At 56.9% G+C, this 26,155-nt stretch carries 19 protein-coding genes, 3 tRNA genes, 1 pseudogene and 1 riboswitch; of the genes and pseudogenes, 15 read left to right on the top strand and 8 right to left on the bottom strand.

What is annotated here, in order from left to right; translation table 11 throughout:
• Window positions 1-6 precede the first annotated feature (6 nt).
• Together DUD43_RS11570 and DUD43_RS11565 are read right to left on the bottom strand one after the other, a co-directional pair.
• Entirely contained in the window at window positions 7-1,818 is a 1,812-nt protein-coding gene (locus DUD43_RS11570; RefSeq protein WP_153230402.1) for a putative 2-aminoethylphosphonate ABC transporter permease subunit, read from the bottom strand.
• Window positions 1,805-2,881 (bottom strand): putative 2-aminoethylphosphonate ABC transporter ATP-binding protein, encoded by a 1,077-nt coding sequence (locus tag DUD43_RS11565; protein ID WP_035272334.1) that lies wholly within the window; start codon window positions 2,879-2,881, stop codon window positions 1,805-1,807. Before DUD43_RS11565 ends, DUD43_RS11570 begins: the two co-directional genes overlap by 14 nt.
• A gap of 139 nt (window positions 2,882-3,020) precedes the next feature.
• Between DUD43_RS11565 and DUD43_RS11560 the strand changes: the two genes are divergently transcribed.
• Complete coding sequence (locus DUD43_RS11560) at window positions 3,021-3,896, top strand: LysR substrate-binding domain-containing protein (protein ID WP_109088396.1); 876 nt, start codon at window positions 3,021-3,023, stop codon at window positions 3,894-3,896.
• A 9-nt stretch (window positions 3,897-3,905) separates the two neighbouring features.
• Here DUD43_RS11560 and DUD43_RS11555 read toward each other — a convergent pair whose 3' ends face one another.
• A complete protein-coding gene (locus DUD43_RS11555; RefSeq protein ID WP_153230401.1) occupies window positions 3,906-5,933 on the bottom strand; it encodes a DUF4139 domain-containing protein in 2,028 nt (675 codons plus the stop codon).
• A 223-nt stretch (window positions 5,934-6,156) separates the two neighbouring features.
• Here DUD43_RS11555 and DUD43_RS11550 point away from each other — a divergent pair, with 223 nt between their 5' ends.
• The 3 genes from DUD43_RS11550 (at window position 6,157) to DUD43_RS11540 (ending at window position 10,100) form a co-directional block, all read left to right on the top strand.
• Window positions 6,157-6,837, top strand: a complete 681-nt coding sequence (locus tag DUD43_RS11550; RefSeq protein WP_409049733.1) for a prepilin peptidase — start codon at window positions 6,157-6,159, stop codon at window positions 6,835-6,837.
• Between the two features lie 199 nt (window positions 6,838-7,036).
• Window positions 7,037-9,016: a CTQ-dependent glycine oxidase GoxA gene (gene goxA / locus DUD43_RS11545; RefSeq protein WP_153230400.1), complete on the top strand. Its 1,980-nt coding sequence runs from the start codon at window positions 7,037-7,039 to the stop codon at window positions 9,014-9,016.
• Between the two features lie 10 nt (window positions 9,017-9,026).
• A complete protein-coding gene (locus DUD43_RS11540; protein WP_153230399.1) occupies window positions 9,027-10,100 on the top strand; it encodes an NAD(P)/FAD-dependent oxidoreductase in 1,074 nt (357 codons plus the stop codon).
• Window positions 10,101-10,470: 370 nt separating this feature from the next.
• Here the strand turns inward: DUD43_RS11540 and DUD43_RS11535 are convergent.
• Window positions 10,471-10,555, bottom strand: a tRNA-Leu gene (locus tag DUD43_RS11535).
• A gap of 161 nt (window positions 10,556-10,716) precedes the next feature.
• On the opposite strand from DUD43_RS11535, the gene DUD43_RS11530 reads away from it, so the two are divergent.
• Both DUD43_RS11530 and DUD43_RS11525 read left to right on the top strand, forming a co-directional pair.
• Window positions 10,717-11,289 (top strand): PadR family transcriptional regulator, encoded by a 573-nt coding sequence (locus DUD43_RS11530; protein WP_153230398.1) that lies wholly within the window; start codon window positions 10,717-10,719, stop codon window positions 11,287-11,289.
• Window positions 11,290-11,291: 2 nt separating this feature from the next.
• Window positions 11,292-12,092, top strand: a complete 801-nt coding sequence (locus tag DUD43_RS11525; RefSeq protein ID WP_153230397.1) for a siderophore-interacting protein — start codon at window positions 11,292-11,294, stop codon at window positions 12,090-12,092.
• Here the strand turns inward: DUD43_RS11525 and DUD43_RS11520 are convergent.
• Window positions 12,089-12,433, bottom strand: a complete 345-nt coding sequence (locus DUD43_RS11520; RefSeq protein ID WP_153230396.1) for a hypothetical protein — start codon at window positions 12,431-12,433, stop codon at window positions 12,089-12,091. The two genes, DUD43_RS11525 and DUD43_RS11520, sit on opposite strands and share 4 nt — an antisense overlap.
• Window positions 12,434-12,550: 117 nt before the next feature.
• Window positions 12,551-12,644, bottom strand: a riboswitch (SAM-I-IV-variant riboswitch).
• Between the two features lie 153 nt (window positions 12,645-12,797).
• On the opposite strand from DUD43_RS11520, the gene DUD43_RS11515 reads away from it, so the two are divergent.
• Window positions 12,798-12,882: transfer RNA gene (locus DUD43_RS11515), tRNA-Leu, on the top strand.
• A 122-nt stretch (window positions 12,883-13,004) separates the two neighbouring features.
• Here DUD43_RS11515 and DUD43_RS11510 read toward each other — a convergent pair.
• Window positions 13,005-13,940: a LysR family transcriptional regulator gene (locus DUD43_RS11510; protein WP_228125777.1), complete on the bottom strand. Its 936-nt coding sequence runs from the start codon at window positions 13,938-13,940 to the stop codon at window positions 13,005-13,007.
• Between the two features lie 104 nt (window positions 13,941-14,044).
• Between DUD43_RS11510 and DUD43_RS11505 the strand changes: the two genes are divergently transcribed.
• From DUD43_RS11505 to DUD43_RS11495, 3 genes are all read left to right on the top strand, one after another.
• A complete protein-coding gene (locus DUD43_RS11505) occupies window positions 14,045-15,427 on the top strand; it encodes a M20 family metallopeptidase (RefSeq protein WP_153230395.1) in 1,383 nt (460 codons plus the stop codon).
• 63 nt (window positions 15,428-15,490) lie between these two features.
• Complete coding sequence (locus DUD43_RS11500) at window positions 15,491-16,768, top strand: MFS transporter (RefSeq protein WP_153230394.1); 1,278 nt, start codon at window positions 15,491-15,493, stop codon at window positions 16,766-16,768.
• 176 nt (window positions 16,769-16,944) lie between these two features.
• Window positions 16,945-17,199: a heavy-metal-associated domain-containing protein gene (locus DUD43_RS11495; protein ID WP_031231948.1), complete on the top strand. Its 255-nt coding sequence runs from the start codon at window positions 16,945-16,947 to the stop codon at window positions 17,197-17,199.
• Window positions 17,200-17,551: 352 nt separating this feature from the next.
• Here DUD43_RS11495 and DUD43_RS11490 read toward each other — a convergent pair.
• A tRNA-Leu gene (locus DUD43_RS11490) sits at window positions 17,552-17,636 on the bottom strand.
• A 207-nt stretch (window positions 17,637-17,843) separates the two neighbouring features.
• Here DUD43_RS11490 and rnr point away from each other — a divergent pair.
• The 3 genes and pseudogenes from rnr to DUD43_RS11475 form a co-directional block, all read left to right on the top strand.
• Window positions 17,844-19,988: pseudogene (gene rnr / locus DUD43_RS11485) on the top strand (ribonuclease R); the annotation flags it as partial.
• A gap of 303 nt (window positions 19,989-20,291) precedes the next feature.
• Window positions 20,292-21,038, top strand: a complete 747-nt coding sequence (gene rlmB / locus DUD43_RS11480; protein ID WP_153230392.1) for a 23S rRNA (guanosine(2251)-2'-O)-methyltransferase RlmB — start codon at window positions 20,292-20,294, stop codon at window positions 21,036-21,038.
• 158 nt (window positions 21,039-21,196) lie between these two features.
• A complete protein-coding gene (locus DUD43_RS11475) occupies window positions 21,197-22,432 on the top strand; it encodes a cystathionine gamma-synthase family protein (protein WP_153231617.1) in 1,236 nt (411 codons plus the stop codon).
• Between the two features lie 13 nt (window positions 22,433-22,445).
• Here the strand turns inward: DUD43_RS11475 and DUD43_RS11470 are convergent, their stop codons facing one another.
• Complete coding sequence (locus tag DUD43_RS11470; RefSeq protein WP_153230391.1) at window positions 22,446-23,918, bottom strand: PLP-dependent aminotransferase family protein; 1,473 nt, start codon at window positions 23,916-23,918, stop codon at window positions 22,446-22,448.
• A 319-nt stretch (window positions 23,919-24,237) separates the two neighbouring features.
• Here DUD43_RS11470 and DUD43_RS11465 point away from each other — a divergent pair, with 319 nt between their 5' ends.
• Together DUD43_RS11465 and DUD43_RS11460 are read left to right on the top strand one after the other, a co-directional pair.
• Window positions 24,238-25,797 carry a nitrite reductase gene (locus tag DUD43_RS11465; protein WP_228125776.1) on the top strand — a complete coding sequence of 520 codons (1,560 nt, stop codon included), beginning with the start codon at window positions 24,238-24,240 and terminating at the stop codon, window positions 25,795-25,797.
• Window positions 25,798-25,810: 13 nt separating this feature from the next.
• Window positions 25,811-26,155 carry a c-type cytochrome gene (locus DUD43_RS11460; RefSeq protein WP_153230390.1) on the top strand — a complete coding sequence of 115 codons (345 nt, stop codon included), beginning with the start codon at window positions 25,811-25,813 and terminating at the stop codon, window positions 26,153-26,155.

Below are 26,155 nucleotides of genomic sequence, written 5' to 3'. Positions count from 1 at the left end.
GCGGTCCTATCGGGTTGGAGAAAGGGAAGTAGAGGAGCGCCAGGCTTGGCTGCGACGCAAGGCAGCCCGGCTCAGAAGATGAACCAGCAGGCAGACAAAACCGGAGCTGAGCATGATGACGGTGCACATGGCGGCGGCCGGACCAATAAAGCCGGCGTCATCCATATTCATGACCGCCACCGAGGCCAGCACGGTCTGCGGGCTGTACAGAAACACCACGGCAGACACGGTGGTCATGGCCGATACAAACAGGTAGCGCGCCACCGACAGCAGGGCGGGCAGGCACAGCGGGACGGTCACGCCCATCAAGGTCGCCAGACGTGGGGCCTTTAAGGAGGCGGCAGCGGCTTCCAGTTCGGCGGGAATGGCTTTCAGGGCGGTCACAAAGTTCAGGTGAGCGCTGGTGTACAGGTGGATAACGGTACACAGCACCAACAAGGTCATGGAGCCGTACAAGCCTGCCAGCGGGTTGTTGGGGTGGTTGAAAAAGAAGATGTAGCCCAGGCCCAGCACCAGACCGGGAATGGCCATGGGAGCCAGCGCCAGCATTTGCAGCACGCCGTACAAGCCTTTTTCGGACTGACCACGGGCAGGCAGCTTTTCCAGTACCCAGGCACCCATAAAGATCAGGGCCGAACCCAGAATCGCGGTAAACAAGGCCATGGTCAGGCTGTTGCGCCAGGCCAGCCAGCCACCACCGTCCATATTGTTGAAGTCGTAGGACTTCATGGACAGGCTCAGGTTGTATGGCCAGAACTTGATCAGGGAGGCCCAGACGGCCATGCCCACAATCGTCAGAATCGCCAGGGATACCAGCAGCAGAACGATAGTGAAGTAACGGTCGCGCTGACGGTGGGGCAGGGGCGAGTACGCGCTGAGCGAGCCTTGAGCCTGACCGCTGGCACGAGCACGCAGGTGGCGGTCCAGAAAGAAGGTCAGCACAGCGGGAATCAGCAGCAGCACGCCAATGGCTGCGCCTTTGGAGAACTGCAACTGACCGACCACAGCTTTATACGCTTCCATGGCCAGCACGTTATAGGAGCCACCCACAACCTTGGGCACACCAAAGTCGGTGACTGTCAGCGTAAAGACCAGGCAGGCGGCGGAAAAGACGGCATAGCGGCTGGCGGGCAGGGTGACTGTCAGGAAGCGACGCCAGGAACTCGCACCCATGGCGCGGGCAGCGTCATACAGACGGGCATCGGCCAGGGCCAGGCCGGTGCTCAGAATCATCAGGGCGTGGGGGAAGGTGTAGAAGGCTTCGCCCAGCACAATGCCCCAGAAACCATAAATCGTTTCACCGCCCAACCAGTGGCGCAGCAAACCCTGATTGCCAAACAAATAGATCAGGGACAGGCCCGGCATCAGGGAAGGGGCCAGCAAGGGCAGAAGACCCAGAGCACGAAACAGTCCGGCACCGCGTATGCAGCAGCGTTGCAGCGCAAAGGCGAATGCGTAGGCGGCGGGGATTACGATCAGCAAGGTGGTCACACCCACCAGAATGCTGCGGCCCACCATGGACATGAAACCGGGGGCGCTGATCACCGACCAGAACTGACCCAGACCCACCAGTTGCCCGTCGCCGTCCTGAATGGCGCGCAGCAGGATAAACAGCATGGGCAGGGCCAGGAACAGGACCAGCAGGGCAAACAGGGCAATCAATAAAGCGCGTCGCGCTGCCGAGCCTATCCAGACAGGCAAAACGGGACGGGTCAGGGGATGGTTCTTCACACTAGTTTCAGCAACAGGCAGGCCATACAGGCTGGTAGAACTCAGGGACGCAGCGTCAGGCTGTGGCGTGGAATCAGTGGTGGGCATGCAGCGCCTCGCTGGGAAGCTGAATGCGGCAGCGACGTGCGGCCAAAGGGTCAAGCAAGCGGTCGCCTTGTTCGGGGTTGACGATGGCCTGGACAGTCAGCCCATCCATGCCTTCGGGGCGCAGAATCAGCTTGTAGTGACGGCCCAAGAACACACCGTCCACGATGTCGGCCAGGAAAGTATTGGTCGTGGTGGCCGGGCTGCTGTTATCCAGTACTCGAATGTTCTCAGGACGAATGAAAAGACGTCCGGCAGCGGTAGGGGCCTCCTGGCCCAGATCCAGACGAACGCGCTCGACCAGAACCGAACAATCGTGCAGGGGCGTAAAGGGCAGCCAGTTGGCTTCACCGATAAAACCTGCCACAAAAGGATCGGAGGGGGCACGGTACAAAGCCTGGGGACGATCAAACTGGACCAAACGGCCCTTTTCCATCACGGCGATACGGTCCGCCATGACCATGGCTTCTTCCTGGTCGTGCGTCACCATCAGGGTGGTGATGGATAGTTGTTTTTGCAGGGCACGCAGCTCGATACGCAGGCGCTCGCGCACCTGGGCATCCAGGGCCGACATGGGTTCGTCCAGCAAGAGCAGGGAGGGCGAGGGAGCCAGCGCGCGGGCCAAGGCCACACGTTGCTGCTGACCGCCCGACAGTTGCGCCGGGTATTTGTTTTCCGAACCGGACAGGCCGACCAGATCCAGCATCTCCGAGACGCGCTGACGCACTTGGGTGGCCAGGTTCTTGCGGGGTGACAGACCGTAGGCAATGTTCTGGGCCACGGTCAGGTTGGGAAACAGGGCGTAGGACTGAAACAGAATGCCGTAGTCGCGCTGTTGAGGAGGCAGGTGGGTAATGTCCCGGCCTGCCATCACGATGATGCCTTGATCGGCTTGTTGCAGCCCGGCAATGCATCGCAGCAAGGTGGTTTTGCCGCAGCCCGAGGGGCCCAGCAAACACACCAGTTCACCGGCTTGTATATCCAGGCTGACCTGGTCCAGGGCAGTAAAGGAGCCGAACTGCTTGTGCAGTCCTTGTATGGTTAAAAATGCTGGCTTGGCGCTCATCCTGGGTTCCGACTTGTCATGAATGTCATGAACGTCAGTATGGGAGGCGTATATGGCGGCCCTATGACAGTACAACTAATTTCTGTAATACGAGAATCGGATAATTTGGGCTTTGAGTCTTAGCAAGGAGAGCGGCAGCATGCTGGCTCTGGAACTGAAGTCCTTTCACGCCACGGCCCATTGTGGCTCTATTACCAAGGCTGCCCAGCAATTGGGGATCAGCCAGCCCACCGTGACTTCGCATCTGCGACAACTGGAAACCCGCTATGGCGTGGAGCTGTTCTATAGGCAGGGCAAGGGGGTGTACTTGAGCCAGCAAGGGGAACGGCTCCTGCCCCAGGTCGAGCAGTTGATGCAGCAGGCCGCGCAGATCGATTTCAGTTTGCGCGATCTGCGCGATCTGAAAAGCGGCATGTTGCGGGTGGGTGCGACCGGGCCGTATTACATCATGGCTGTATTACGGAATTTCCATCAGGCCTACCCCGGCGTGAAGATGCGCTTGAGCATTGATAACTCGCAACGCGTCTTGGGTGCCTTGCATGATTATCAGCTGGATGTGATTGCATCCTCGGCGCTGGTGGATGATCCGCGTTTGGTGCGCCTGCTGCTGGCGTCCGATCCCCTGGTCGCCGTGCTGCGAGTGGACCATCCTTTGGCGAATCGGCAGCGTGTGCGCATTGTGGATCTGTGTCGTCATCCCATTCTGATGCGTGAACCGGGGTCCATGACACGGGAGTTGTGCCATCAGGTGTTCCGGCAGGCGGGGCAGGAGCCGACGCAGCTTCTGGAAATCGGTAGCCGGGAGGCGATAGGGTGGGGGGTGGTGTGCGGCATGGGGGCCAGTCTGCTGCCCTTGCGCGAGGTGCCTGCGCATCCGGACATTATCAGCTTGCCGCTGAGTGATGTCTCGGCGCATTTGAGCGAGTTTGTGTACTGCCTGAAAGAACGCGCGCAGGGCCATGCCATACGCGCGTTTCTGGAGCAGGTGCAGGCCGAGTTGCCTGCACCGGCATAAGGACCGGGATCAAGCCAGTTCGGCCAGACCCTTTTCAAAAGCCTGACGGGCTTTTTGCACGGCGTCGCGCTGTTCCTGAACGGCTTTGCGCTGGCTGGCAATCTGGTCTTCCTGCTGAGCCAGTTGCTCGCTAAAGCGCTGACCCAGGGTGCTTTGTGCGCTGACGGCAGCCAGGTTGGCGCGGATGCGTTCCTGTTCGGCCACGGTGTCGTTCAGGCTCTCGACGGCCTGATTTTGCGCTTGCTGGGCCTGGCTCAGCTGGCGACGCAGCTCAATCAGCTTGTCCATCTTGGCTTGTTGCGCGCTGTCCTCGCCGTTCCCACGCCATTGCAGCAGCATGTTCTCGTCGATTTCTTCCAGACGCAGTTCCACCTGATCTTGCAGGCTCAGCTGGGCGGTGACAGTGACTGTCTTGCCTTTGGCAACCTTCACTTTCAGGCGGTGTTCCTGGGCGGTATCGCTATCGTGCGCGTCGGACTTGAAGGTCCAGCCGTCCTGACGGGGCAGTTGGATCAGCACGGTACGATCTTCATCGGCCGGAGCCTTGATCTCGTAACGGAAGTTCTGGAAGCGCGTCCATTCCGAACGGGCCACGCCGTCGGTCACACGGGTTTTGCTCAGGCGGTATTCATCCGTCTGCTCTTCGCGGATCTGTACTTTGCTGTCCTGGGCAAAGTAGATCAAGCGCTGCTCGCCAGCAGGCAAACCGGCCAGCTCGGCATCACCGACATGACCATCCGCCTGATTAAAGACGGTGATGATGCCGGGCGGCAGGCTGTTGGCCTGTTCGTTGTTCACCCAGATAGCGGCGGTGGGGTGGTTGCCAGCTTGGCCACTGCGGTAAACCGACAGGGCTTCTGCTTGCAAGGATGTGTCGATAAAGGGCACCGAGACTGTTTGGCCAGTAGGCACGCTCAGCGTTTGCGGCAGGCTGAAGCGCACTTGGGTCTGGCCTTCCTGTGCCTGGGTGCTGGCACCGGCACCGCCAGACGCCCATTGTTTGGACACGGCGCTGTCTGCCATATAGGACGCTTCCATCATGGGAGCGGGGGCGACGGGGGCCATACGCGCACGCATGGCTTCGCCAGTTGCCTTGCGGGCCTGATTGGCGCTCAAGGTGGCTTGGGTGTCGGCTTGCGGGGCAATCGAGCTACCCACCGCAACCGGCAGTTCCGGGCGCTCGTTCCAGTAACGCTCCAGCAGACGCTGGCGCAGCATCACGGGCGAACCCGAACTGAGTGTGACTTTCACATCTTTCCAGTCTTCACCGCTGGTGTTCTCAAAAATAGCCCAGGCTTGCAGGCGGGCTTTGCCGTCCTGCATCATCAGGCGATAGGAGCTTTTCCAGACCGGCGCAGGAATCAGGTACGACAGGCGGGCTGTCTTGGCGTCGGTCTTGTTCAGGACCAGCTGAATATCACGCGATTGCTGATTGCTCTGACCCGCCAGCACTTCGGTGGCCTGCTGCAATTGCTGCTGCAAAGTCTTGTCCAGCACTTCCAGGCTGGTATCCGGGCCCAGTTCCAGCGTCTGGATCTGGCCTTGCTCTGTCAGCACGCTCAAGATGGCCTGGGCGGGACGCTCGTTGGTGGCCGCAGTCGCTTGCACCCCCAGGACGGCACCACGCACCAGACGACCTTGCGAGCTGGCACTGACTTGCTGACCGCGCAGGGCTTGTGCCAGGGTGGCGGGCGAGCGCAGGTCTTTGGCCGAGAAGGGCAGGCTGTCAAAGCTTTCCTTCAGCGGGGCCAGACCCGACAGGGTCAGGGAGTCGATGCGGTTCTTGCCATCGACGGCCATCAGGGTTTTCAGAATGTCATCGACCTGGGTCAGAGGCACACGCAACTGGGCGGTGCCTGTGTCGGAAATGGGGATTTGTCGCTCGATCTCGGCCATACCGGCACTGGATAAGGTAATGGACTCGATCTGCTGGGCCCAGACGGTGCTGGCTGCCGAGCCCATCCAGACCAGGAGCAGGGCGCCGGTCAAAGAGCGCAGGCGAGGAGTACGCGCAGCGTGGGGCACAAAGTGGTTCATAGCGCTTCCTTATTCATCCGTAAGCGAAACAAAGGGGTGAAGCGCATTATGCCTAGCCTTGTGGGGCTCTGTCTGTCATTCGGGTAACAAAAAAATGCCACCGTCCGACTTTCTCCTCCTGGAGCAAAAAATGCTTACGTCATCAAAAGCACGCACGGCTCTGCTAGGATTTGGGCAGTGTGGCCTGTGGGGCGCGCGTTTATTAACCCGGTGAAGGATCAATATGATGTGGACGTTGTGGGGCAATGCCTGGGCGGGAATGGGAATTGCTCTGGTCTTGGCAGCCTGTTTTTTCTGGCCAGCCCGACACTTGTCCTGGAACCTGCCCATAGAGCTCGAGCCTGAGCTGGACGGGCGTTCACCCCGTGCCCATCGTCAATGGGGCTGGGTCTGTCAGGGGCTGGCCCTGGCTCTGATGCTCTGGGCCGGTTGGCGCTGGCAGCTGACGCCTGCGGCGGTGGCAGCTTGCGTGTTCATCGCCGGTACGGCTCTGCTGGCCTGGATTGATGCAGAAACCGGCTATCTGCCGGATCGTCTTACTTTGCCATTGCTGTGGCTGGGTTTGCTGGTCAACCTGGATCACACCTTTAGCAGCTTGCCTTTGGCCGTGATTGGCGCGGCACTGGGTTACGGCCTGCTGTGGCTGTTGAATCATGTGTTCCTGTTGCTGACCGGGCGTGCAGGCATGGGCTATGGAGATTTCAAATTACTGGCTGCTTTAGGCGCCTGGCTGGGAGCGCCTGCCTTGCCGGGGATTCTTTTGGCAGCCTCGGTATTGGGCTTGCTGGCCGCTCTGATTCTGCGGCTTGGTGGGCGTCTGGAAGCTGGGCAGGCCATTCACTTTGGCCCTTATCTGGTCCTGGGAGGCTGGGTCATGCTGTTTTCCCTGCCTCGCATTTTGTAAAAATATGTCTCAGATTTTCAACAATTATAAAGAAAAATTACTGCGACTTTTCCTCTGCTGTCATAGTGGCGGGAAGCAGAGCAGCCGGTTCAGGAACAGTCTGTCCAGACGCCTCCGGCCCTTCTTGATTCTGTTTCTTGCCATCACGTTTACGCGCACCGATACGTCGACTCTATAGCGATGATCAAAGGGGACCATTATGAAACGTCGCGATTTCTTGTTCAGCGCCGCTGCGGCCAGCCTGAGCTCACCGATCTGGTTTAAATCTGCCATCTCGCCTTTGCAGGCTCAGGAGCTGGCGCCCAAAGGGTCCAAAATTGTCCGGGTGGCCATTTTTCCGGCCATTGGTTTTGCACGGGTTGGCAATTCCAGTGAATGGTTTCCTGCCCCTGAGGTTCCTGGCCTGATGGACGAGCCTGAACATGGTTTCAAAGATGCCCAGGGGCGCATCAAGAAGCAGGCGCAACGCTTTCGTTTATATGGATACGATGAGCAAGGTCGGGTCGTGAGCGAGCTGGGTGCCAGTTCCAATCCCAAGTGGACGGTGCACGTCGCCAATACCAAAGCTGCCTGGTACGGTTTCGTGAATGCCATGGATCGGGGTGATGCCGCCCCCGGAGTCCCCGGTGCCCAACGCAATCCCTTTATTGCTGGTGAGCAGCGCCGTGACATGCTGGTGATTGATCCTGGTCCGGTCACTATTGAAGGCAAGTCCATTAATGCCGATGGAGCTGATACGACCTACCGCATGCAAGGCCGTTTCTGGCAAAGCCTGGATGTGCCTTTGGGACATTTGCGTACAGATGAAGCAGGGCGTTTGCTGGTGTTCCCCGCTGACGGTGTATCGCGCACAGCGATTGAACAAAACCCGGTGCGGGACTTTACCAATAACGACGGCTGGCATGACGACTGGTGCGACGGCTGGGTGAAAGCCACGGTGCAGATCGATGGCAAAACCCTGGAGTGCGAACCGGCCTGGGTCGTATCTTGCGGCCCCAAGTTTGCCCCGCAAATGGAGCCCATTGTCACGCTCTACGATGCGGCGCGTGAAGCCATGATTTCCCTGGGCCAACTATCCGAACCCGGCGACAAGGTTTCTTTTCGGCGCGATGTGCTGCCTATCTTGCGTCGCAGTGGTCAGATGCAATGGGTCGCCAGCGCCACCTTCCTGGGCACGGCCTGGCAGAAAGTGGGCGACTTGTCGGACCCGGACACCTTGGCGGCCTTGGCCGAGCCGGGCGAGCAGGCTCGCGCGCAACGACAGCGTGTGTTTGAGGCTTTCCGGCGGCCCGGTGGTGAAGATATCCGCGCCAATGCCTTGCCCTTGATGTTGGGCGATGGTGTGAACTATCCCGACAGCCCTCATTCCTGGCTGACACTGACCAAGACGCAATACAACATTCTGAGTCTGTGGGCACAAGGCAAGTTCGACAACGATTTCCACGACGCAAAGATGGATGCCTATACCTCGCTGGATAAAATCCCGCTGGAGCTGCAACCTGAAGCCTTGACCCGTGCCGCTCTGGATGCCTGCTCGGGCGGAGCCTTCCATCCCGGCGTGGAAATTACCTGGCCGATTCGTCATCCTGAACTGTTCCAGGGCAAGGATAAAACCCGCTTGCCGTTCCGCCTGGCCTTGTCGCCACGCAAGAATCTGGCGCAGGACATGGGCTATCAACTGAATCCGGTCAATGTGTTTGCAGGTAATCCCAACATCAGCGATCCGGATGAAAAGGGCGCGCCTATCGGCCCGCAGGCACCGGGGGATTTGACGCGCTGGATGGGCGTGCCGTGGCAAGGGGACGCCTTCAGTTGCCAGGCCGTACAGACAGCCGACAGTTTCCCCACGCCTATCTGGTGGCCCGCTCTCTTGCCGGTCGATGTGTTGCCTGAGGCTTTCTACAAGCAATTGATGGACCCGAAGTTGAGCCTGGAAGAGCGTCTGCGCTTCTACCACAGCCGTGTACCGTGGGCGCGGGGTGCTGCGGGGATCGGCTTGCACGTGGAAGCGGGTTACACCGATGGCCTGCGTCGCATGATCGAGCTTTGGACTCGTATGGGAGTCGTGGTAAAACGTCCGGGGCCAGTCGGGCTGGCAGGAGTTCCGCCCGAGCTGTATGTGGAAGTGCAACGCGGTTCCATGGACATTATTCCGTTGAAAAAGCACACGGGAACCTGAGGATGAAGGCATGATGATTGTTGTTGGCGCCGGTGTGGCGGGTTTAGCGGCGGCGCGTCGCCTGAGTATGCAAGGTCAGGAAGTAATGCTGGTGGCTCCTCAGGAGCCCCAGCCTTCGTTTGGCGAGACCTTGTCCGAACGTGGGGCCGTGGTGTTGACCAGTCTGGGCTGGGCAAGCTGTCTGGATGAGACGGTGGCCTTGCGTTCACAAGGGCGGTTCTCGGTATGGGGCGGTGCAGGGCTGCGCACCGTGCAGGATGAAGACGGGCAGGGCTACTTGCTGGACAAGGCTCGCCTGGAGCAGGCGCTGTTCGAGCGCGTGCAAAAAGAAGAGAAAGTCAGTATTCGCCAGACACGTGTCCTGGGCCTGGAGCATCAACCTGAAGGTGTCATTGCCAAGCTGGCAGACGGTACTAGCCTGGAAGCTGCTGCCTTGATCGACTGTACGGGTCGTGCCGCCTTGTCCGCCGGTGCGGCTGCCGAGCGCCATCGTCTGGATAGATTGGTCGCAGCCTGGCATGTTTTTGATTTGCCTGAAGGGGCTGAGCCATTGGCTGCTTCCCTGGTGGAAGCCGTAGAACTGGGTTGGTGGTACTTGTCTCCCATGCCCGGCCATCGCTTGATGGTGGCCTTGTTCTCGGACTCGGACCTTTTGCCAGAGGGTCTAAGTCGGGATGGTTCGGTATGGGCTGGATTGCTGGGCTGTGCCGATGCAGCACGAGTGCGTATGGAGAGTCTGGGTCTGGATAGCCAGATGGCGGATCACACTCCTAAAGTCAGCGCTGCTGCCAGTTGCATGGTGTCTTACTTCATCGAAGGCCGTATCTTGCGTGCCGGTGATGCAGGCGCGGCCATGGACCCCTTGGCTGCCAATGGTTTGGCAACCGCCTTGTGGAGCGGATCACAGTCAGCACAAGCTGCCGTGGCTCTGACTAAAGGTAATCCGGAACCAGCACGCGCTTACGAGAAAGACTATTTGCTGGGTTTGGTACGTCACCTGAATTCGCAACATGCCCTGTATGGCATGGAGCAACGCTACGCGGCGCAGCCTTTCTGGCAGCGTCGTCATCGCGCATTGGAGTGATGATGAGGAGGGCGGGGCAAGCAAGCTGCTTGCGATAAAACTGCCAGAGATAAAAAAGCCGAAATAGGGTTCATGCTGTTTCGGCTTTTTTTTGTTTTTTTTGGCGGATTTTGCTTCGGCAAGTCAGAGATGTGTTCCGAGTACTTCTGGCCTTAACCCTAAAGACCTAAAGAGGTTTGATCTTTCGGAATGTCCGGCCTCTGGAAGAGAGGTTCGGTCATACAGAGGACTAGGCCGTACCAACACGACCCCGGTTGGATCTGCATGCCTGATTTTCTCGTCCCCAAACAAGGCGTTCAAGCTCTTTATTTTTCCGGCGAACAAAACAAAAAGCCGATCATTTTTCAATGATCGGCTTTTTGAGGAATTTTGGTGCCCAGAAGAGGACTCGAACCTCCACACCCGAAGGCACATGGACCTGAACCATGCGCGTCTACCAATTCCGCCACCTGGGCTTTGATCAAGGCTGCTGCCCGTCTCAAGCATTCAATTATAGAGTGAGTTCCCCTGGGAAAGCAAGCGTTTTTCGCTGGATAAATTTAATTGGAATTTCTAGTTGATTGGCATTCTCATTATCATTAGAATGTGTCGTGTGATATAGCATAAGAGTGTGAACATGAAATTCAACACAATGGATGTCGAGCGTATGTTGCTGGACATGGGCCAAGGCCGAAAGTACTCGGCTCGCGCCATGCAGCTCATGCTGATGGTTCTGCTCAAAGAGGGCAGTACTCACGGTTATCAACTGATCCGCCGTTTCGCGCAGATCAGCCAGAACAGTTATGTACCCAGCGCGGGCGCGGTCTATCCGGCCCTGGCGTATTGCGCCACGCAAGGTTGGGTACTGATCGAAGAAGAAGGCCGTCGCAAGATGTACAGCCTGACCAAGGAAGGTCAGAAGTATCTGGAGGAGCAAAAGGAAAAGTGCGATTACCTGCTGCAATCCCTGACCTACCGCGGGCGCAAGCTGGTGTGGATACGGCAGATGCTGGCCGAACACAATAGCGACGAGGACTTGAAGGCCGCGCAGGAACAAACAGGCTGGTTGCCGGAATTTGTCCAGGTACGCCACAGCCTGAAGCAGGCCATGTTTGAACAATCCACAGCCAGTCTGGAACGACAGGCTGAAGTGGTGGCCATTCTGGAGAAGGCCATCGCTGAAATTCGGAACTTGCCCAAGGAGTCTTAAGAATGCAGTCTGAACAATTAACGCAAAAAGTTGCCCATACCCTGAAGTTGCGTTTGCTGACCGTTAAAAAGCGGCGCGAACTGGGCCCTGATATGGTGCGTATCACCTTGGCAGGCTCGGATCTGGAAGGCTTTTACACCCCCGGCTTTGATGATCACGTCAAACTGATTTTCCCGGACCCCAGCACCAAAGAATTGCGCCTGCCTCAAATGGGCGAGCGCGGCATGGTCTTTGCTGCCGGTCAGGAAAAGCCACCCATCCGCGACTACACCCCTCGCGAGTTCCGCGAGCAGGAAAAAGAGATGGATATTGATTTTGTGGTCCACGGTGAAGGCCCAGCATGCCAATGGGCCATGCAAGCCAAAGAAGGCGACAAGCTGGGCGTGGCCGGTCCGCGCGGCTCCTTCCTGGTCAGCAAGGATCTGGATTGGCAAATCCTGATTGGTGACGAAACCGCTGTGCCCGCCATGGCACGCCGTGTGCATGAACTGCCGTCCAGCGTGAAGGTACAGGTGTATGTGTTGGCGCGCAATTTGCTGACGGTGGGTACGATGGAAGCGCCGGATCACGTCACCGTGAACTGGGTTCCTTCGCTGGCCGGTCTGGATGGCATTCTGGATTCCCTGCGTGCCGCACCCGAGTTGAGCGGCACCGGCTATGTGTGGGTCGCAGCAGAATATTCCATCGCGCAAAGCTTGCGCGAATACTGGGTGCAAGAACGCGGCCTGGATAAAAGCGCGATTCGGGCCAGCAGCTACTGGCGTCAAGGCGATCAGGGCGACGACGCCCCAGGCCTGGATTAAGCAGCTTTTTGCTGAGGGTAGGGCTGGGCGCGCAAGCGTCCGCCTACTTTCAGAACAGGCTGCAAATCCGTATCCAGCACCGTATTGGGATGAGCCAGACGGTGTTCGTCAATCAGGCGGGCAATGGCATCCATGTTCAGCAACAAAGTGCTGTCAATATCGTGCTGGAAGCGGGCCCAATAGCCACCGCGACAACTGGAACCCAGCCAGCGCGGTTCGTAATCTCCGACCGTATCAGCATGCAATTCGCATACGACGGCCAGCCGGGAACAACCGGGGCGCAGAACAATGCGGTAGCTGTGCTGTTCTAGAGTCAGGTGATAGCAAAACGGTACAGACATGAAACACTCCTGTTTAGCTCTTGGAAGGGAGTTCCGGGTGAGCAAGTTGGATTAAAAGACCCTTTGCCTGACGCCAGTCAGACATAAAAAAACCCGCTGGCAGCGGGTTCGTATCTTGATGATCCCATTGATTGCCAGATGGCCATATCTTGAATCCACCTTGTGCGGGTACACAGGTTGGCATGGGTTGCCCCAACTCTTGATATAGCAATAAGCATAAAAGCGATTCTTATGAAGTGCAAGGGCCGCCCTTATTTCTGTCAGGTATGAAAAAAAGCAGAAATAGTTTGCACTATTTCAAAATCATGCTATAGTTCTCTTCTGTCTTGCAGAGACGAGTTGAAAAACAAATCCAGCAGTCAGAGCCCAGGTGGCGGAATTGGTAGACGCGCATGGTTCAGGTCCATGTGCCTTCGGGTGTGGAGGTTCGAGTCCTCTTCTGGGCACCAAAATTCCTCAAAAAGCCGAGCATCGAAAGATGTTCGGCTTTTTGTTTTGTGCGTTCGGAATGCTGAAAGGCCGGTCATTGAAAAATGATCGGCCTTTTTTGTTGATGGCTATCTACGCCTGCTCAGGCTTGTTCGGCCTGGCTTTCTTGCAGCTCCTGCACCAGCATCTGCATGAACTCCTGCACGCTTTCAGGCAACACACGCTTTGCCATGCTCAGCACCTGTATATCCCGTTCCAGGCGTGGGTCGTGTACCGGCACAGCTTGCAGACCATTGTCCCGACTGCTCCGATGGCTGATGAGTGCGCCCAAGGCAATCGCTTCTGTCTGGCGCACATACTCATGCAGCGCCCCCGAGTAATTGCAGGTAAAGACCTCATGAAAGCGCAGCTTTTCCATCTGACACACATGGTTGAAAAGCTGCTTTTGAGTCGACTCTTGGCCCGGCATCACGATGGGATAGGCCTGCAATTCCTTCAACGATAGGCTGTCAGCGTTTGCCAATGGGTGTTCAGGCTGCATGATGGCAAAAAGAGGGGAGCGACAGCTATGGTTCACCTCCACATCCGGCACGGGTGCGGTGCTGAAAACCACCGCAATATCCACATCGCCATTTTTCACTTGATCCAGGCAGTCCGTGGGTGAGCCTACCCTCAATACAAACTGGGCCTGCGGCCTACGAGCCGAAAAATCCGCCATCACACCGGGTAGAAAGTAGCGCGACAAACCTTCCGTAGCAGCCACTCGGATCATATGGGCTTGCGCATAGTCCTTGGTGCGCAGGCTTTGCAAGATAGCTTCTTCTTCCAGACGCACCCGCAAGGCATGGTCGGCCAGGGCTTGCCCGGCGGCGGTCAGCACCATGCCGCGTCGTCTGCGTTCAAATAAGCTGACTCCTACCGCTTCTTCCATCAGGGCAATTTGCCGGCTGATGGCACTGGGGGCGATGTGCAGCCGTGCGCTGGCGGCAGCCAGGGAGCCTGTCTCCATAACGGCCAGAAAATATTTGTAGTCCATGTCCACCTTGGTGTTGCCGGGGCTGATGAAAGCTTGTTTCAAGAGTTCTAAAAATTAGCTGATTAGCTTCGAAAGATAGAAATATACAGAAGGAAAGCCAGATTTTATAGTCCCACTTTCTATATCAATGACAGAACGACAACCGAATGGGAAAAAGTGAAGCATTAGCCAATGTGCGCGCCTATCTGGCCGACGGGCGCTTTGAAGCGGAGCTGCGCCGACGTGTAGCCATTGAGAGCGACAGCCAGACAGCAGAAAAGGCCGATCAACTGCTTCAGTATCTGGAGCAGGAATTAAGCCCCAGCCTGATCAAGCTGGGTTTCTCGGTTCGCATCATGGCCAACCCCAAAGGAGCGGGCCCGATTCTGGTGGCTCATCGTCACGAGTCGGATGACTCGCCCACGGTCCTGACTTACGGGCATGGCGATGTTGTGCCGGGGCATGATCTGCAATGGCGTGATGGCCTGTCTCCCTGGTCTTTGCAGATTGAAGGGGATCGCTGGTACGGCCGCGGAACAGCGGATAACAAGGGGCAGCACAGCATCAATCTGGTGGCGCTGGAGCAGGTGATTCAGGCACGTGAAGGGCGCTTGGGTTTCAACCTGAAAGCCATTTTCGAAACGGGTGAAGAACGTGGCTCTGTGGGCCTGCGCGAGTTCTGCGAAGAGCAAGCGGATCTGCTGTCGGCAGATGTATTTCTGGCCTCGGATGGCCCCCGCTTGAATGCCGCTCAGCCCACCTTGTTTTTAGGCTCGCGTGGCACCGCCTTGTTTTCTTTGGAAGTGGTATCCCGAGAAAGCGGCCTGCACTCGGGCAATTGGGGCGGGGTAATGGAGAACCCGGCCATTGTGCTGGCCAATGCCTTGGCTTGTCTGGTCGATGGCAAGGGCAAGCTGCTGTGTCGCGACCTGACGCCTGGGGGCATCCCGGAGGATGTGCGCGCCGCCATCGCTGATCTTGAAATTAGTCAACGCACCTTGGGGCTGGCTCTGAATGAAAACTGGGGCGAACCTGATTTGAGTTATGGCGAGCGCTTGTTTGGCTGGAACACGCTGGAAGTGCTGGCACTGGATTCAGGTAACCCTCAAAAGCCGGTGAATGCCATCCCTCCACGGGCCAAGGCCTTCTGCAATCTGCGCTTTGTGCTGGGAACCCAATGGGAGCGGCTGGAAACTGCCTTGCGTCAGTATCTGGATGCGCACGGGTTTGAGCAGGTACGTATTCATGTGGACCGTATTACACCCGCCACGCGCCTGGATCTGGGGAACCCCTGGATTGCTGTGGTCAAAGATGCGATCAGCAAGGTGAGCTCCCAAAAGATCGCCCTGATTCCGAATCTGGCCGGCACTGTCCCCAACGATATTTTTGCGGACGTGCTGGGTCTGCCCACCATTTGGGTGCCGCATTCCTATCCCGGCTGCTCTCAGCATGCTCCGAATGAACACATGCTGGCTCCCGTCATTCAGGAAGGTCTGGACATCATGACCAGCATTTTCTGGGAACTGGGCGAGATGGCCAGAAACACGTAAAAACACGTAAAAAAGCGGCAGCGCGCTGCCCACAAAACAACAGGAAAAAGGAGGATACACACGATGGAACATACACAGGCAGCGACAGGCTCCACGCCGCGCTCTTTCTGGAAGCCGGTTGCGGCATCATTGGTAGGCAACACGTTGGAATGGTTCGACCTTTCCGTTTACGCCTACTTTGCGCTGACAATCAGCCATGTGTTCTTTCCGACCACGGACCCCACTGTCTCGCTGGTGCTGGCCTTTGCCACCTTTGGCATTTCATTCTTGATCCGACCTATCGGGGCGGCGGTCATTGGTTCTTATGCGGATACGCATGGCCGTAAAAAAGCCTTGTCGCTGTCCATCATCCTGATGCTGATCGGCACCCTGATGATTGCCTGCATGCCCAGCTATGCCACGGCCGGCGTCATAGCGCCTATCGGGATCTTGATTGCGCGTCTGATTCAAGGCTTCTCGGCCGGGGGCGAGTTCGGTAGCTCCACGGCCTTCATGATGGAGCACGCTCCTAAAAGCACCCGTACTTTTGTGGCCAGCTTGCAGTTTGCCAGCCAGGGTTTTGGTGTGGTGCTGGCGTCCTTGTTTGGTTACGTGCTGACCTCCAATCTTAACGAGCAGCAAATGCTGGATTGGGGCTGGCGTACCCCATTTATTTTCGGCTTGCTGTTGGGGCCAGTGGGTTACTACATCCGCAAGACAGTGGACGAGTCGCCGGACTTCAAGGAAAGCGAGCCGGGCAGCCAGCCTTTGCGCGAGGTGCTGACGTCGCAGAAAACCTTGTTGCTGATCGCCATGGGGACGCTGATTGTGTCTACGGCCTCGAACTTCATCATCAAGTACATGCCGTCTTATGCCGCGACCACCTTGCACATTCCGCAGTCCGCCGGTTTTCTGGCGACACTGACAGCTGGCTTGATCCTGACCTTTGCCACGCCGCTGGTGGGGTATGTGGCCGGCAAGATCAGCCGCATCAAGATCATGCTGTTTGCGGCGATTGTGTATGCCATTGTGATTTTCCCGTCCTTCATCTGGCTGAACACCGTAGCAACACAGACGGCCTTGATTCTGGTGGTGGGCTTGATGGCGCTGCTCAAGTCCATTTACTTCGCCCCCTTGGCGGGCCTGATGGCTGATGTATTCCCGGTGCGTACCCGCGTAACCGGCATGTCCCTGAGCTACAACATTGGCGTGACGGTATTCGGCGGCTTTGCCCCGGTGATTGCCACAGGATTGATCTCCTGGACCGGCTCGCCCGTGGCACCTAGTTATTACCTGATCATGGCGGCAGCCTTGAGCATCGTGGCCTTGCTGGCAGTCAGTCGCAAGCTGGGCATGAAATAAGAAAAAAGCACAATCTCCCTTCGGCCTGGTTTGTTTGCGCATGCGCGGGCAGGCCGGGTTTTTTTCTATGGTGGCTTCCCGTCACTTGCCGTATTTATAAGATGTATTTAATATATATCTTTATGGGCGGTGGCGATTTCATCAACTGCCTCACCTCATAGTTAAAGGGATAGAAAATGCAAGTTGGAATGCTGAAACTGGCGGGTCTGCGACACCCTGAATGTGCCGATAAAGTGGCCATTGCCTTGGCGGCTATCGAAGGCGTGCAAGCGGCAGATGCCTCGTTCGAAAACGCAAAAGCGTCGGTTCGTTTTGATGAAACCCAGGTCTCGCTGGAAGATCTGCATGCTGCTGTTGAGCGGGCCGGCTATCAAATCGCCAAACCGGCGCATGGTGAAGACGGTGCATGTTGCGGTGGCTGCGGCGGTTAAACCCACTACATTCAGAAACTGAAAACCGATTGTCGAAACACAGTCGGTTTTTTTATGGTTGTACAAAACAGGGGAGGGGTTCAGGCGCGGGTGTTGTGCGTTGAACGTGTCGCCTTGGCTTCACAGGCGTCTGTTTCAAGGCGCATTCACAGGCCTGTAAAGAAAGCAGCCGATCATGCGGTGATGATTCTTTATGTGGAAATGGCTGTGTTCAAAAAAGAAGGGCGTCGTATTGCTGCTCGTTTTCTGTCACAGTCAGACTTAATCGTATTGACGCTGAAGGATAATAAATTTGTGGAGCAACAAAATAAAAAAGGCCGATCATTGAAAAATGATCGGCCTTTCGGAATTTTGGTGCCCAGAAGAGGACTCGAACCTCCACACCCGAAGGCACATGGACCTGAACCATGCGCGTCTACCAATTCCGCCACCTGGGCATATCGTTGTATGCTTATGGCTGTGCCAAAAGCTTCCAACCTCTTTACTGCGTGAGCAGCAAAGAAAAAGGATTATAGGCATACTTTATTAATAATGGAAGTGTCCTTTTGAATAAAAAACATCAAGACAGTACTGAGGACCGTATTCAATCAACGGGCCGTTATGAGTTGCCGCCTGACTTCGACCCGGATACCCCGACGCGGGAAGTGATCCTGGCGGGGCTGCGCGAAGATGCAGACGGCCTGACCATGCAGGCTCTGGCGAAAAAGCTGGGCCTGGGCAAAGAAATTACGGTGGGTTTCGAGCGGCGTGTGCGCGCAATGGAGCGCGATGGTCAGCTGCTGATTTCCCCCGAAGGCAAAATTCGCAAAAACAGCCAAACTGGTTTTATCGCGGGCAAAGTGTTGGGCCATCGCGACGGCTTCGGTTTCTTGCAGCGCGACGACGGGCAGTCTGATCTGTTCTTGTCGCCACGAGAAATGGCCAAAGTGTTGCACGGCGACCACGTTATGGTGCGCATCGTCGGTGAATACCGCGGCAAGCCAGATGCCTCGATTGTGGAAGTTACCGCGCGCCATACCAGCAAGCTGGTGGGCCGTTTCCTGCGCGAGCGTGGCACGTTTATCGTCGTGCCCGAAGATCAACGTATCAAGCACGACATCCTGATTCCAAACGGGGACCAGGGCGAGGCCGAGCCCGGCCAGGTCGTGACGGTAGAGATCACTCAGCAACCCGAGCGTCATCGCCAGCCTTTGGGCCGTGTGATTGAAGTGCTGGGGGAAATTGACGATCCCGGCATGGAAATCGAAATTGCCGTGCGCAAGTTTGAAGTGCCGGTCGATTTCTCCGAGAAGGCGCTCAAGCAGGCCGCTCGTATTCCCGCCAAGGTCAAGCCCTCGGAATACAAAGGCCGCGTTGATTTGCGCGATGTGCCGTTCATCACCATTGACGGTGAAGATGCACGAGACTTTGATGATGCGGTGTATTGCGAACGCGTTGATATCGGCACGGGCAAACGCTCGCGCTGGGCATGGCGTTTGCTGGTTGCGATTGCCGACGTCAGCCATTACGTGCGCTCCGGTGACGCCCTGGATGAAGACGCTCTGGAGCGTGGCACCAGTGTGTATTTCCCGCGCCGCGTGATCCCCATGTTGCCAGAAAGCCTGTCTAACGGGATCTGTTCCCTGAACCCGTCGGTAGACCGTCTGGTCATGGTTTGCGATATGGTCGTCTTGGCGGATGGTCCCAAGTCCGGCACCGTATCGGCCTATCAGTTTTATGATGCGGTAATCCATTCACACGCGCGCACCACGTATTCCGATATCTGGAGCGCCTTGCAGCAGCCTACTGGCCCGGCCGCCACCCAGATCCAGCATGTGCTGGAGCCTGTGCAGAACCTGTACTCCTTGTACCGCCTGCTGGCCGAGCGCCGTACCGCGCGTGGCGCGATTGATTTCGATACGGTTGAAACCAAGATTGTGTGCAACCCCCTGGGTCGTATCGAGCGTATTGAACCCTTGATCCGTAACGACGCCCACAAGCTGATCGAAGAATGCATGTTGGCCGCCAATACATGTGCTGCCGACTTTATTGCTCGCAGCCGTCGCAACGGTTTGTACCGTGTGCACGAAGGCCCAACGCCGCCCAAGCTGGAAGCCTTGCGTGAATATTTGCGTAGCTTGGGTCTGACACTGGAAGGGGGCGACGAGCCTACTTCTGCTGATTACGCCAAAGTCGTGGCCGCAGCCCGTGGCCGTTCCGACTTCGCCGTCATCCAGACCATGTGCTTGCGTTCCATGCAGCAAGCCATTTACAGCCCGGAAAAAACGGGTCACTTTGGCTTGGCCTATTCGCAGTACGCTCACTTCACTTCCCCGATTCGCCGTTACCCGGACTTGCTGGTGCACCGCGTTATCAAGGGCATTTTGAAGGGCGAGCGCTACATTCCGGCTATCGATGAAGATCCGGGCGATGCCGCCTTGCCCGCCAGCAAGCGCGACTTTGCACGTTGGGAAAAACTGGGTGCCTTGTTGTCGGCGCGCGAGCGTCGTGCTGATGAAGCCTCCAAGGACGTGGAAGCCTGGCTCAAGTGCTGGTTTGTTAAAGAGCACGTGGGCGAGGAATACTCCGGCAAGATCAGCGGCGTGACCAGCTTCGGCTTGTTCGTGACGCTGGATACCTTGTATGTGGAAGGTCTGGTTCACGTCTCCGAGCTGGGTGCGGATTACTTCCAGTACAACGAAACGTCTAACGAGCTGCGTGGCGAGCGCACCGGTCTGCGTTATCGCCTGACCGATGCGGTGCAAGTGCAGGTCGCTCGTGTTGATCTGGAAGCGCGTCGTATCGAGTTCCGTCTGGTCAAGGGCGTGGGCTACAAAGCGGTGAAGGCAGCGGCAGAAGGGCCTGATCCGTCCGAGCGTCCTATCAAGAAAGCAGCGTCTACCAAACCGCTGGCCTTGAAGGGCACCACGGCATCCCAACGACGTGCTTCGCAAAAGCAGGCCGAGCGGGATGAAAAACGCAGTACGGAGAAGGCGGCCAAGTCCGCGAAATCCACGCGCAGCCCTAGAGGGCGACGCCGATAGGCGTACAATGCCAAGCCGGGCTTTTTGCCCGGCTTTCTTTATTTGCTCTTATTTCCCCCAAGGATTGTTATGCCTCAGCAGGTTTTGGCCGGTTTCCATGCCGTTATTGCCCGAGTTCGTTTTAGCGCCGCTTCGGTGCGCGAGGTCTATGTGGATCAGACCCGGCGCGATAAACGGATGCTGGCCTTTATCGAACAGGTAGAACAGGCTGGCTTGAAAGTCATGGCCGTACCGGTCGAGCGTCTGGATGGCCTGGCCAAAGGCACTCGTCACCAGGGCGTCGTGGCATTGGCTCTGGAACAAGAGCTGGCTGTCGATGTCAACGAATTGCTGGATGATCTGGAAGAGGCCGGTCAGGTGCCTTTCCTCTTGATTCTGGACGGGGTGACAGACCCCCACAATCTGGGTGCCTGCTTGCGTAGCGCCAATGCTGCGGGTGCTCATGCCGTGATTGCGCCTCGCGACCGTGCAGTGGGCCTGAATGCCACCGTCTCGCGTGTGGCTTGCGGCGGTGCTGAATCGACGCCTTACATTACGGTGACGAACTTGGCCCGCACCATGCGCATGCTGCGCGAGCGTGATGTCTGGCTGGTCGGCACCAGCGATCAGGCCACCCACACTTTCCACCAGGTGGATGCCCGCCGCCCCATGGCCTGGGTAATGGGTGCCGAGGGCGAGGGCATGCGCCGTCTGACCCGCGAAACCTGCGACGAGCTGGTTTCCATCCCCATGATGGGTGCAGTAGAAAGCCTGAACGTCAGTGTGGCCAGCGCGGTTTGCCTGTACGAAACCCTGCGCCAACGTAGCCAGCCTTAATTTCTTTTAAGTCTTGTTACTGACTTAATTACTTATTTGTATAAAAAACGGCGGGTTTCATCCGCCGCTTCACCAGATAATAGGTAATTGGCCGTCAGCCGGGCAAAACCCAATCGGCGCTGACGGTGTGTACACGCATTATGGGCTTTGAAGCGATCATGGAAGAAAACGGCTTTATTACCTCTACCTTGCACTCTGACCGTCGCTTGGGCACGCAACATGGCGCTATCCATCAGCCATTGCACCCATCGACCGAGTTCGGTTTTCAGGATGCGCGTGAGCTGGCTGCGGTCTTTCAGGGCAAGTCCGGCTTTACCTATTCCCGTCAGGGCACGCCCACCACGGCGGCGCTGGAAGCCAAGATCACACGCATGGAAAAAGGGGTAGGCAGCGTCAGCTTTGCAACCGGCATGGCCGCTTTGAGCGCCACCCTGTTTACCTTGCTGCGCCAGGGCGATCATCTGATTGCCAGCAAATACCTGTTCGGCAACACCAATAGCCTCTTGGGTACCTTGCGTGATCTGGGCGTGCAAACCACGCTGGTGGATGCAACCGATCTGGCTCAGGTGCAAGCAGCACGTCAGCCCAATACCCGTATGGTCTTTGTTGAAACCATCGCTAATCCGGGCACGCAAGTGGCCGACCTGCAAGGCGTGGGGCAATGGTGTCAGGACGAAGGTTTGCTGTATGTGGTTGATGCCACCTTGTCCTCGCCCTACCTGTCGCCCGGCCGTGAATTCAAGGCTTCTCTGGTGGTCAACTCCTTGTCCAAACACATTGGTGGTCACGGTAACGCCCTGGGCGGCATGGTGACGGATACCGGCCTGTTTGACTGGACTACGTACCCCAATATTGCCGAGGTATACCGCAACGGCAATACGCAGAACTGGGGCCTGGTGCAGATCCGTAAAAAGGGCTTGCGCGATATGGGCGGCACCTTGTCGTCCGACGTGGCTCACCGTCTGGCTGTAGGTTCGGAAACCTTGCCTTTGCGTATGGAGCGCATCTGTTCCAACGCGCTGGCTTTGGCACGCCATTTGAAGGCGCACCCCAAGGTCAAGCACGTGCAGTATCCCGGTCTTGAGGATCACCCGCAGCACGAGCGTACGGCTCAGTTGTTCGGCAATCGCTTCGGTGGCCTGATGAGCGTGGTGCTGGAAGAGGGCATCGAGATTTTCGATTTCCTGAATCGCTTGAAAGTCTTTGTATTGGCCACGCACCTGGGCGATAACCGCAGTCTGGTGCTGCCCGTTGCCCACACCATCTATTACGAGATGGGTGCCGAGCAGCGTGCTCTGATGGGCATTTCCGACAATCAGCTGCGTATCTCCGTGGGTATCGAAGAGATTATCGATTTGACCTCGGACTTTGATCAGGCGCTGGCCCAGTCCTAAGTTCTTCGCACATCTAGCCATGGTTCAGCCTGGGTTGTATCAGGGCTAGATGCTGCATCGCTTGCTGTAACTCCCTGGATTCCAGATTCGCATAGCCAAACAGCAGATGGCGCGGATTCGCGCTGTCGGCTTCCTGGCTGGCGGCCTGTGCCAAAGGGTATAGCCGTATGCCATAGTGCAGTGCCGCTGCGGCAACGTGGTGGGCATTCGGGCTTTGCGGTGGCAGGCGAAAAGCCAGATGCATGCCGGCATTGTGTCCGCTGACCACTCCTGTATTTCCCCACACTTTTTTCAGCCCTTGCAGCAGCGTATTGCGCTGCTCCAGATAACGGCGTCGCAAATATTGCAGGTGCCGTGGATAGTCGTACTCATCAAAAAAGCGAGCCAGCACAGCTTGCGTTAACCAGGGCGATCCATTGTTGAGCAAGGCCTTGCGAGCAATAAAGTCCTGGCTCAGATGCGGCGGGCAGACCATATAGCCCAGGCGCAAACCAGGCCCCAGGGTTTTGGAAAACGAACCCAGGTAAATCACCTGTCCGGGGCTCATGGCCTTGAGCGGCGCGGGCAAGGCCGGGCCATAACAGAAGTCCCCGTCATAATCGTCCTCAATAATCAAAGCGCCACTGGTGCTGGCCCAGGCCAGCAGCTCCTGCCTGCGGCTGACCGTCAGAGTGTGCCCCAATGGGTATTGATGGGAGGGCGTGACAAAAGCCAGCTGAACCGCTTTGTCAGGCAATTGATCCGTGCGCAAGCCGTGTTGGTCTACCGCGATGGGAATGCCTTGTGAGCGATGCCGCGCCAGCAAATGCCGGAAGCCGTTGTAGCCGGGTGATTCATGCACGGCACAGCTGTTTTCATCCAGAAAATGAGCCGCAATCAGGCTCAAGGATTCCTGCGTCCCCGCCGTGATGATGATGTGGTCCGGGTCCGCCAATATGCCTTTGCTGGCCGCCAGATAATCCGCAATTTGCAGCCGCAAACCCCATAGGCCTTCAGGCGGCGGGTAGTCCGCCATGGCAGAGCCTGCGTATCGCAGCAACTGATTGGACAGATAAATGAACTGACGCAGCGGAAAAGCATGGACTGAGGGGCGTCCAATCTTGAAATCAAAACGAACCGGCACGCTGGCAGCAGGCACATGCACACCACTGGCTTGTGCCGTGCTGGTACGCAGGCTGCGCGAACAGTGGGCCGTCTCCAGCACAAAATCCGGTGCCAGGCGACTGCGCCCGTTGCGGGTAGGCGTGGCTACAAAAAAGCCACGGCTGGGTTCGCTATGAATCAGATTGGAGTCGATCAGCAAATCATAGGCACCCATGATCGTGTTCTTGGACACCTGCAACAGCGAAGCCATTCGGTTGATCGAAGGCAGGCGATTGCCCTCTTGCAAACGACCCGAACAGATCAGGGTTTCGATTTGGCGTGCAATTTGTCGTTTATACGGTGGGCTATGGGTATGAGAAAGCGTAATCGGTAAAGAAAACATGGCGGGACCGGAAAAATAATCAAAACCATCAAGGGCGAGCCAAGCCGGGCCACTATAGGCAGCAGCCTCTAGTTTTAACTTGAGTTAGGTCAAAATGATTATTCGATCGTGATAAATTTATCCCGCTTCTTGATCTGCCAACTGGCGCCTTGTCATGGATGTTTTTATCTAGGTAAGAGTATTTAATTTCTCGTAATTACGATATAAAAAAACCATCCCCATTATGTAATCTGTATCCATACCTTTTCAGTAAAAAATAACAATCGTTATAGTTTGTTTGGTCTTGCCCTTTAGCAAGGCAATTGTTGGAGGTAATGGAATGTATAGAAAAATGATGACCCTGGCCTTCCTGTCTACCACCGTCAGTGCGGCTTTGGCGGCCCCGACGGAAGAGCAAGTGCGGGTAGATAACTTGTTTCAGCAAAACTGTGCGGTGTGTCACGCCGCTGACCGGGGAGGGTATATCGCACCGGGCTTGCACAGTGATCGCCTGGTTCAAAGTGAGATTGCCTTGCGCGGCACCATCATGACCGGAATCCCGGATACCTTGATGCCGCCTTTTGTCGGACGCCTGCCTGACGAGGACATCCGCGCGCTGGCCAAGATGATCAAGAACGAGCCCGTGGTGGAACGTAGCTGGGACATGGACCAGATTCGTGCCAGCGTGAAAGTGCTGGTGGATGAATCCACCTTGCCCGGCAAGCCCAATTACGAGATTGATTCCGTCTATGACCTGATGGTCATCATGGCCCGCGGACGCTACGGTCGGGGCGATGGTTCCAATCAGGCTCGTGCCGTTTTCATCAATGGCAAGAACAACCAGAAGGTGGGTGAAATTGCCACGGTTGGCGCGCCACACATCATGGAATTCAGTCCCAGCCATGAACGTTGGGGTTACCTGAAAAGCGATGATGGCCACGTCTACAAAATCGACCTGTACACCCTGCAGATTGTGCGCCAGGCCAAAGTGGGGCTGACCGGTACGGGTATTGCGCTATCCAAAGATGGCAAGTGGCTGGCACTGAGTTCTTTTGTGCCCAACAGCATGGTCATCCTGAAAGCCGACACGCTGGAGCCGGTGAAATACATCGCGCTGGAGGGCGAGGACCCGGATGGCAATTTCATCAAATCCGCCGGTGGTCCGATTATTGGTAGCCGCATCAATAACAAGTTTGCGCTGACACTGCGCCAAGCCGGGCAGATCTGGATTATTGATCCGGACAAGCCAGATATGCCGGTCACCAAACTGGCCAAGGTCGGACGCATGTTGCACGACACCTTCCTGACGCCCGATGGCCGCTACTCCATGGTGGCTTCTTACGATGACAACAAATACGTGGCTATCGACTTGAAGGACGACAAGGTGGTGCGTGACATTCCGGCAGGCTGTCAGCCCCACGCCGGTTCGGGTGCCGTTACCGAGGTCAATGGCCGCATGCTGGCCTTCGGCACCAATATGGGCACCTGCAAGCTGGGTTCTGTGGTTACCGCCTGGGATACCAAGGACTTCTCTGTGGTGAAGCAAATTCCTGTTGCTGGTGCCACTGAATCGCCTGCTGCCCACCCTAATGCACCCTATGTGGCGGTGGATATTATCGACAAGGACAAGCGCGCTTCCTGGATTCAGCTGATCGATAAAAACACCTTGTCCGTGGTGAAGACCCTGGATGTGGGTGGTCATGCTTTCTTCCCCAACTACAACCGCACGGGTGATTACCTCTATGTCAGTTCGGGTTACTGGGGCGATCGCTTGAAGATTTACGACAGCCGTAGCCTGGAGCTGGTAGCCGAACACAAGATGGAAAGCCCATCGGGTATTTTCTCTCGTGCCCGTACTCGTTGGCTCACCATTGGTCAGCCTGAAACCCAAAAATTCTAAGCAAAGGAACGTCATGAAAAAGCTTTTTATGGGTATGGCTCTGATCGGCCTCTTGAGTTCTGGTGCAGCGTGGGCAGCAGACAAGCCTGTTGGTTTGCAAGGCTCGCATGGGCAGTCGCAACTGTCGGCCCAGGCCTCGTCCATGCTGCCTTTGTGCGCGTCCTGCCATGGGCTGGAAGGTGTCAGCACGGAAGGCATGTACCCCAATCTGGCGGGGCAGAAGGTGGAGTATCTGGTCAAGCAGCTACAGCAGTTCAAATCGCGAGAGCGTAACGACCCCATCATGAGTCCGATGGCTGAGCCCCTCAGCCCGGAAATGGTGAATGAACTGGCTGCCTACTTTTCCAGCCTGAAGTAA

It is taken from the genome of Alcaligenes faecalis (assembly GCF_009497775.1).
GTDB classification, from domain to species: Bacteria; Pseudomonadota; Gammaproteobacteria; order Burkholderiales; family Burkholderiaceae_B; genus Alcaligenes; species Alcaligenes faecalis_D.
Note: the sequence above shows the minus strand (reverse complement) of the source record. Positions and strands in the feature narration are given on the sequence as shown.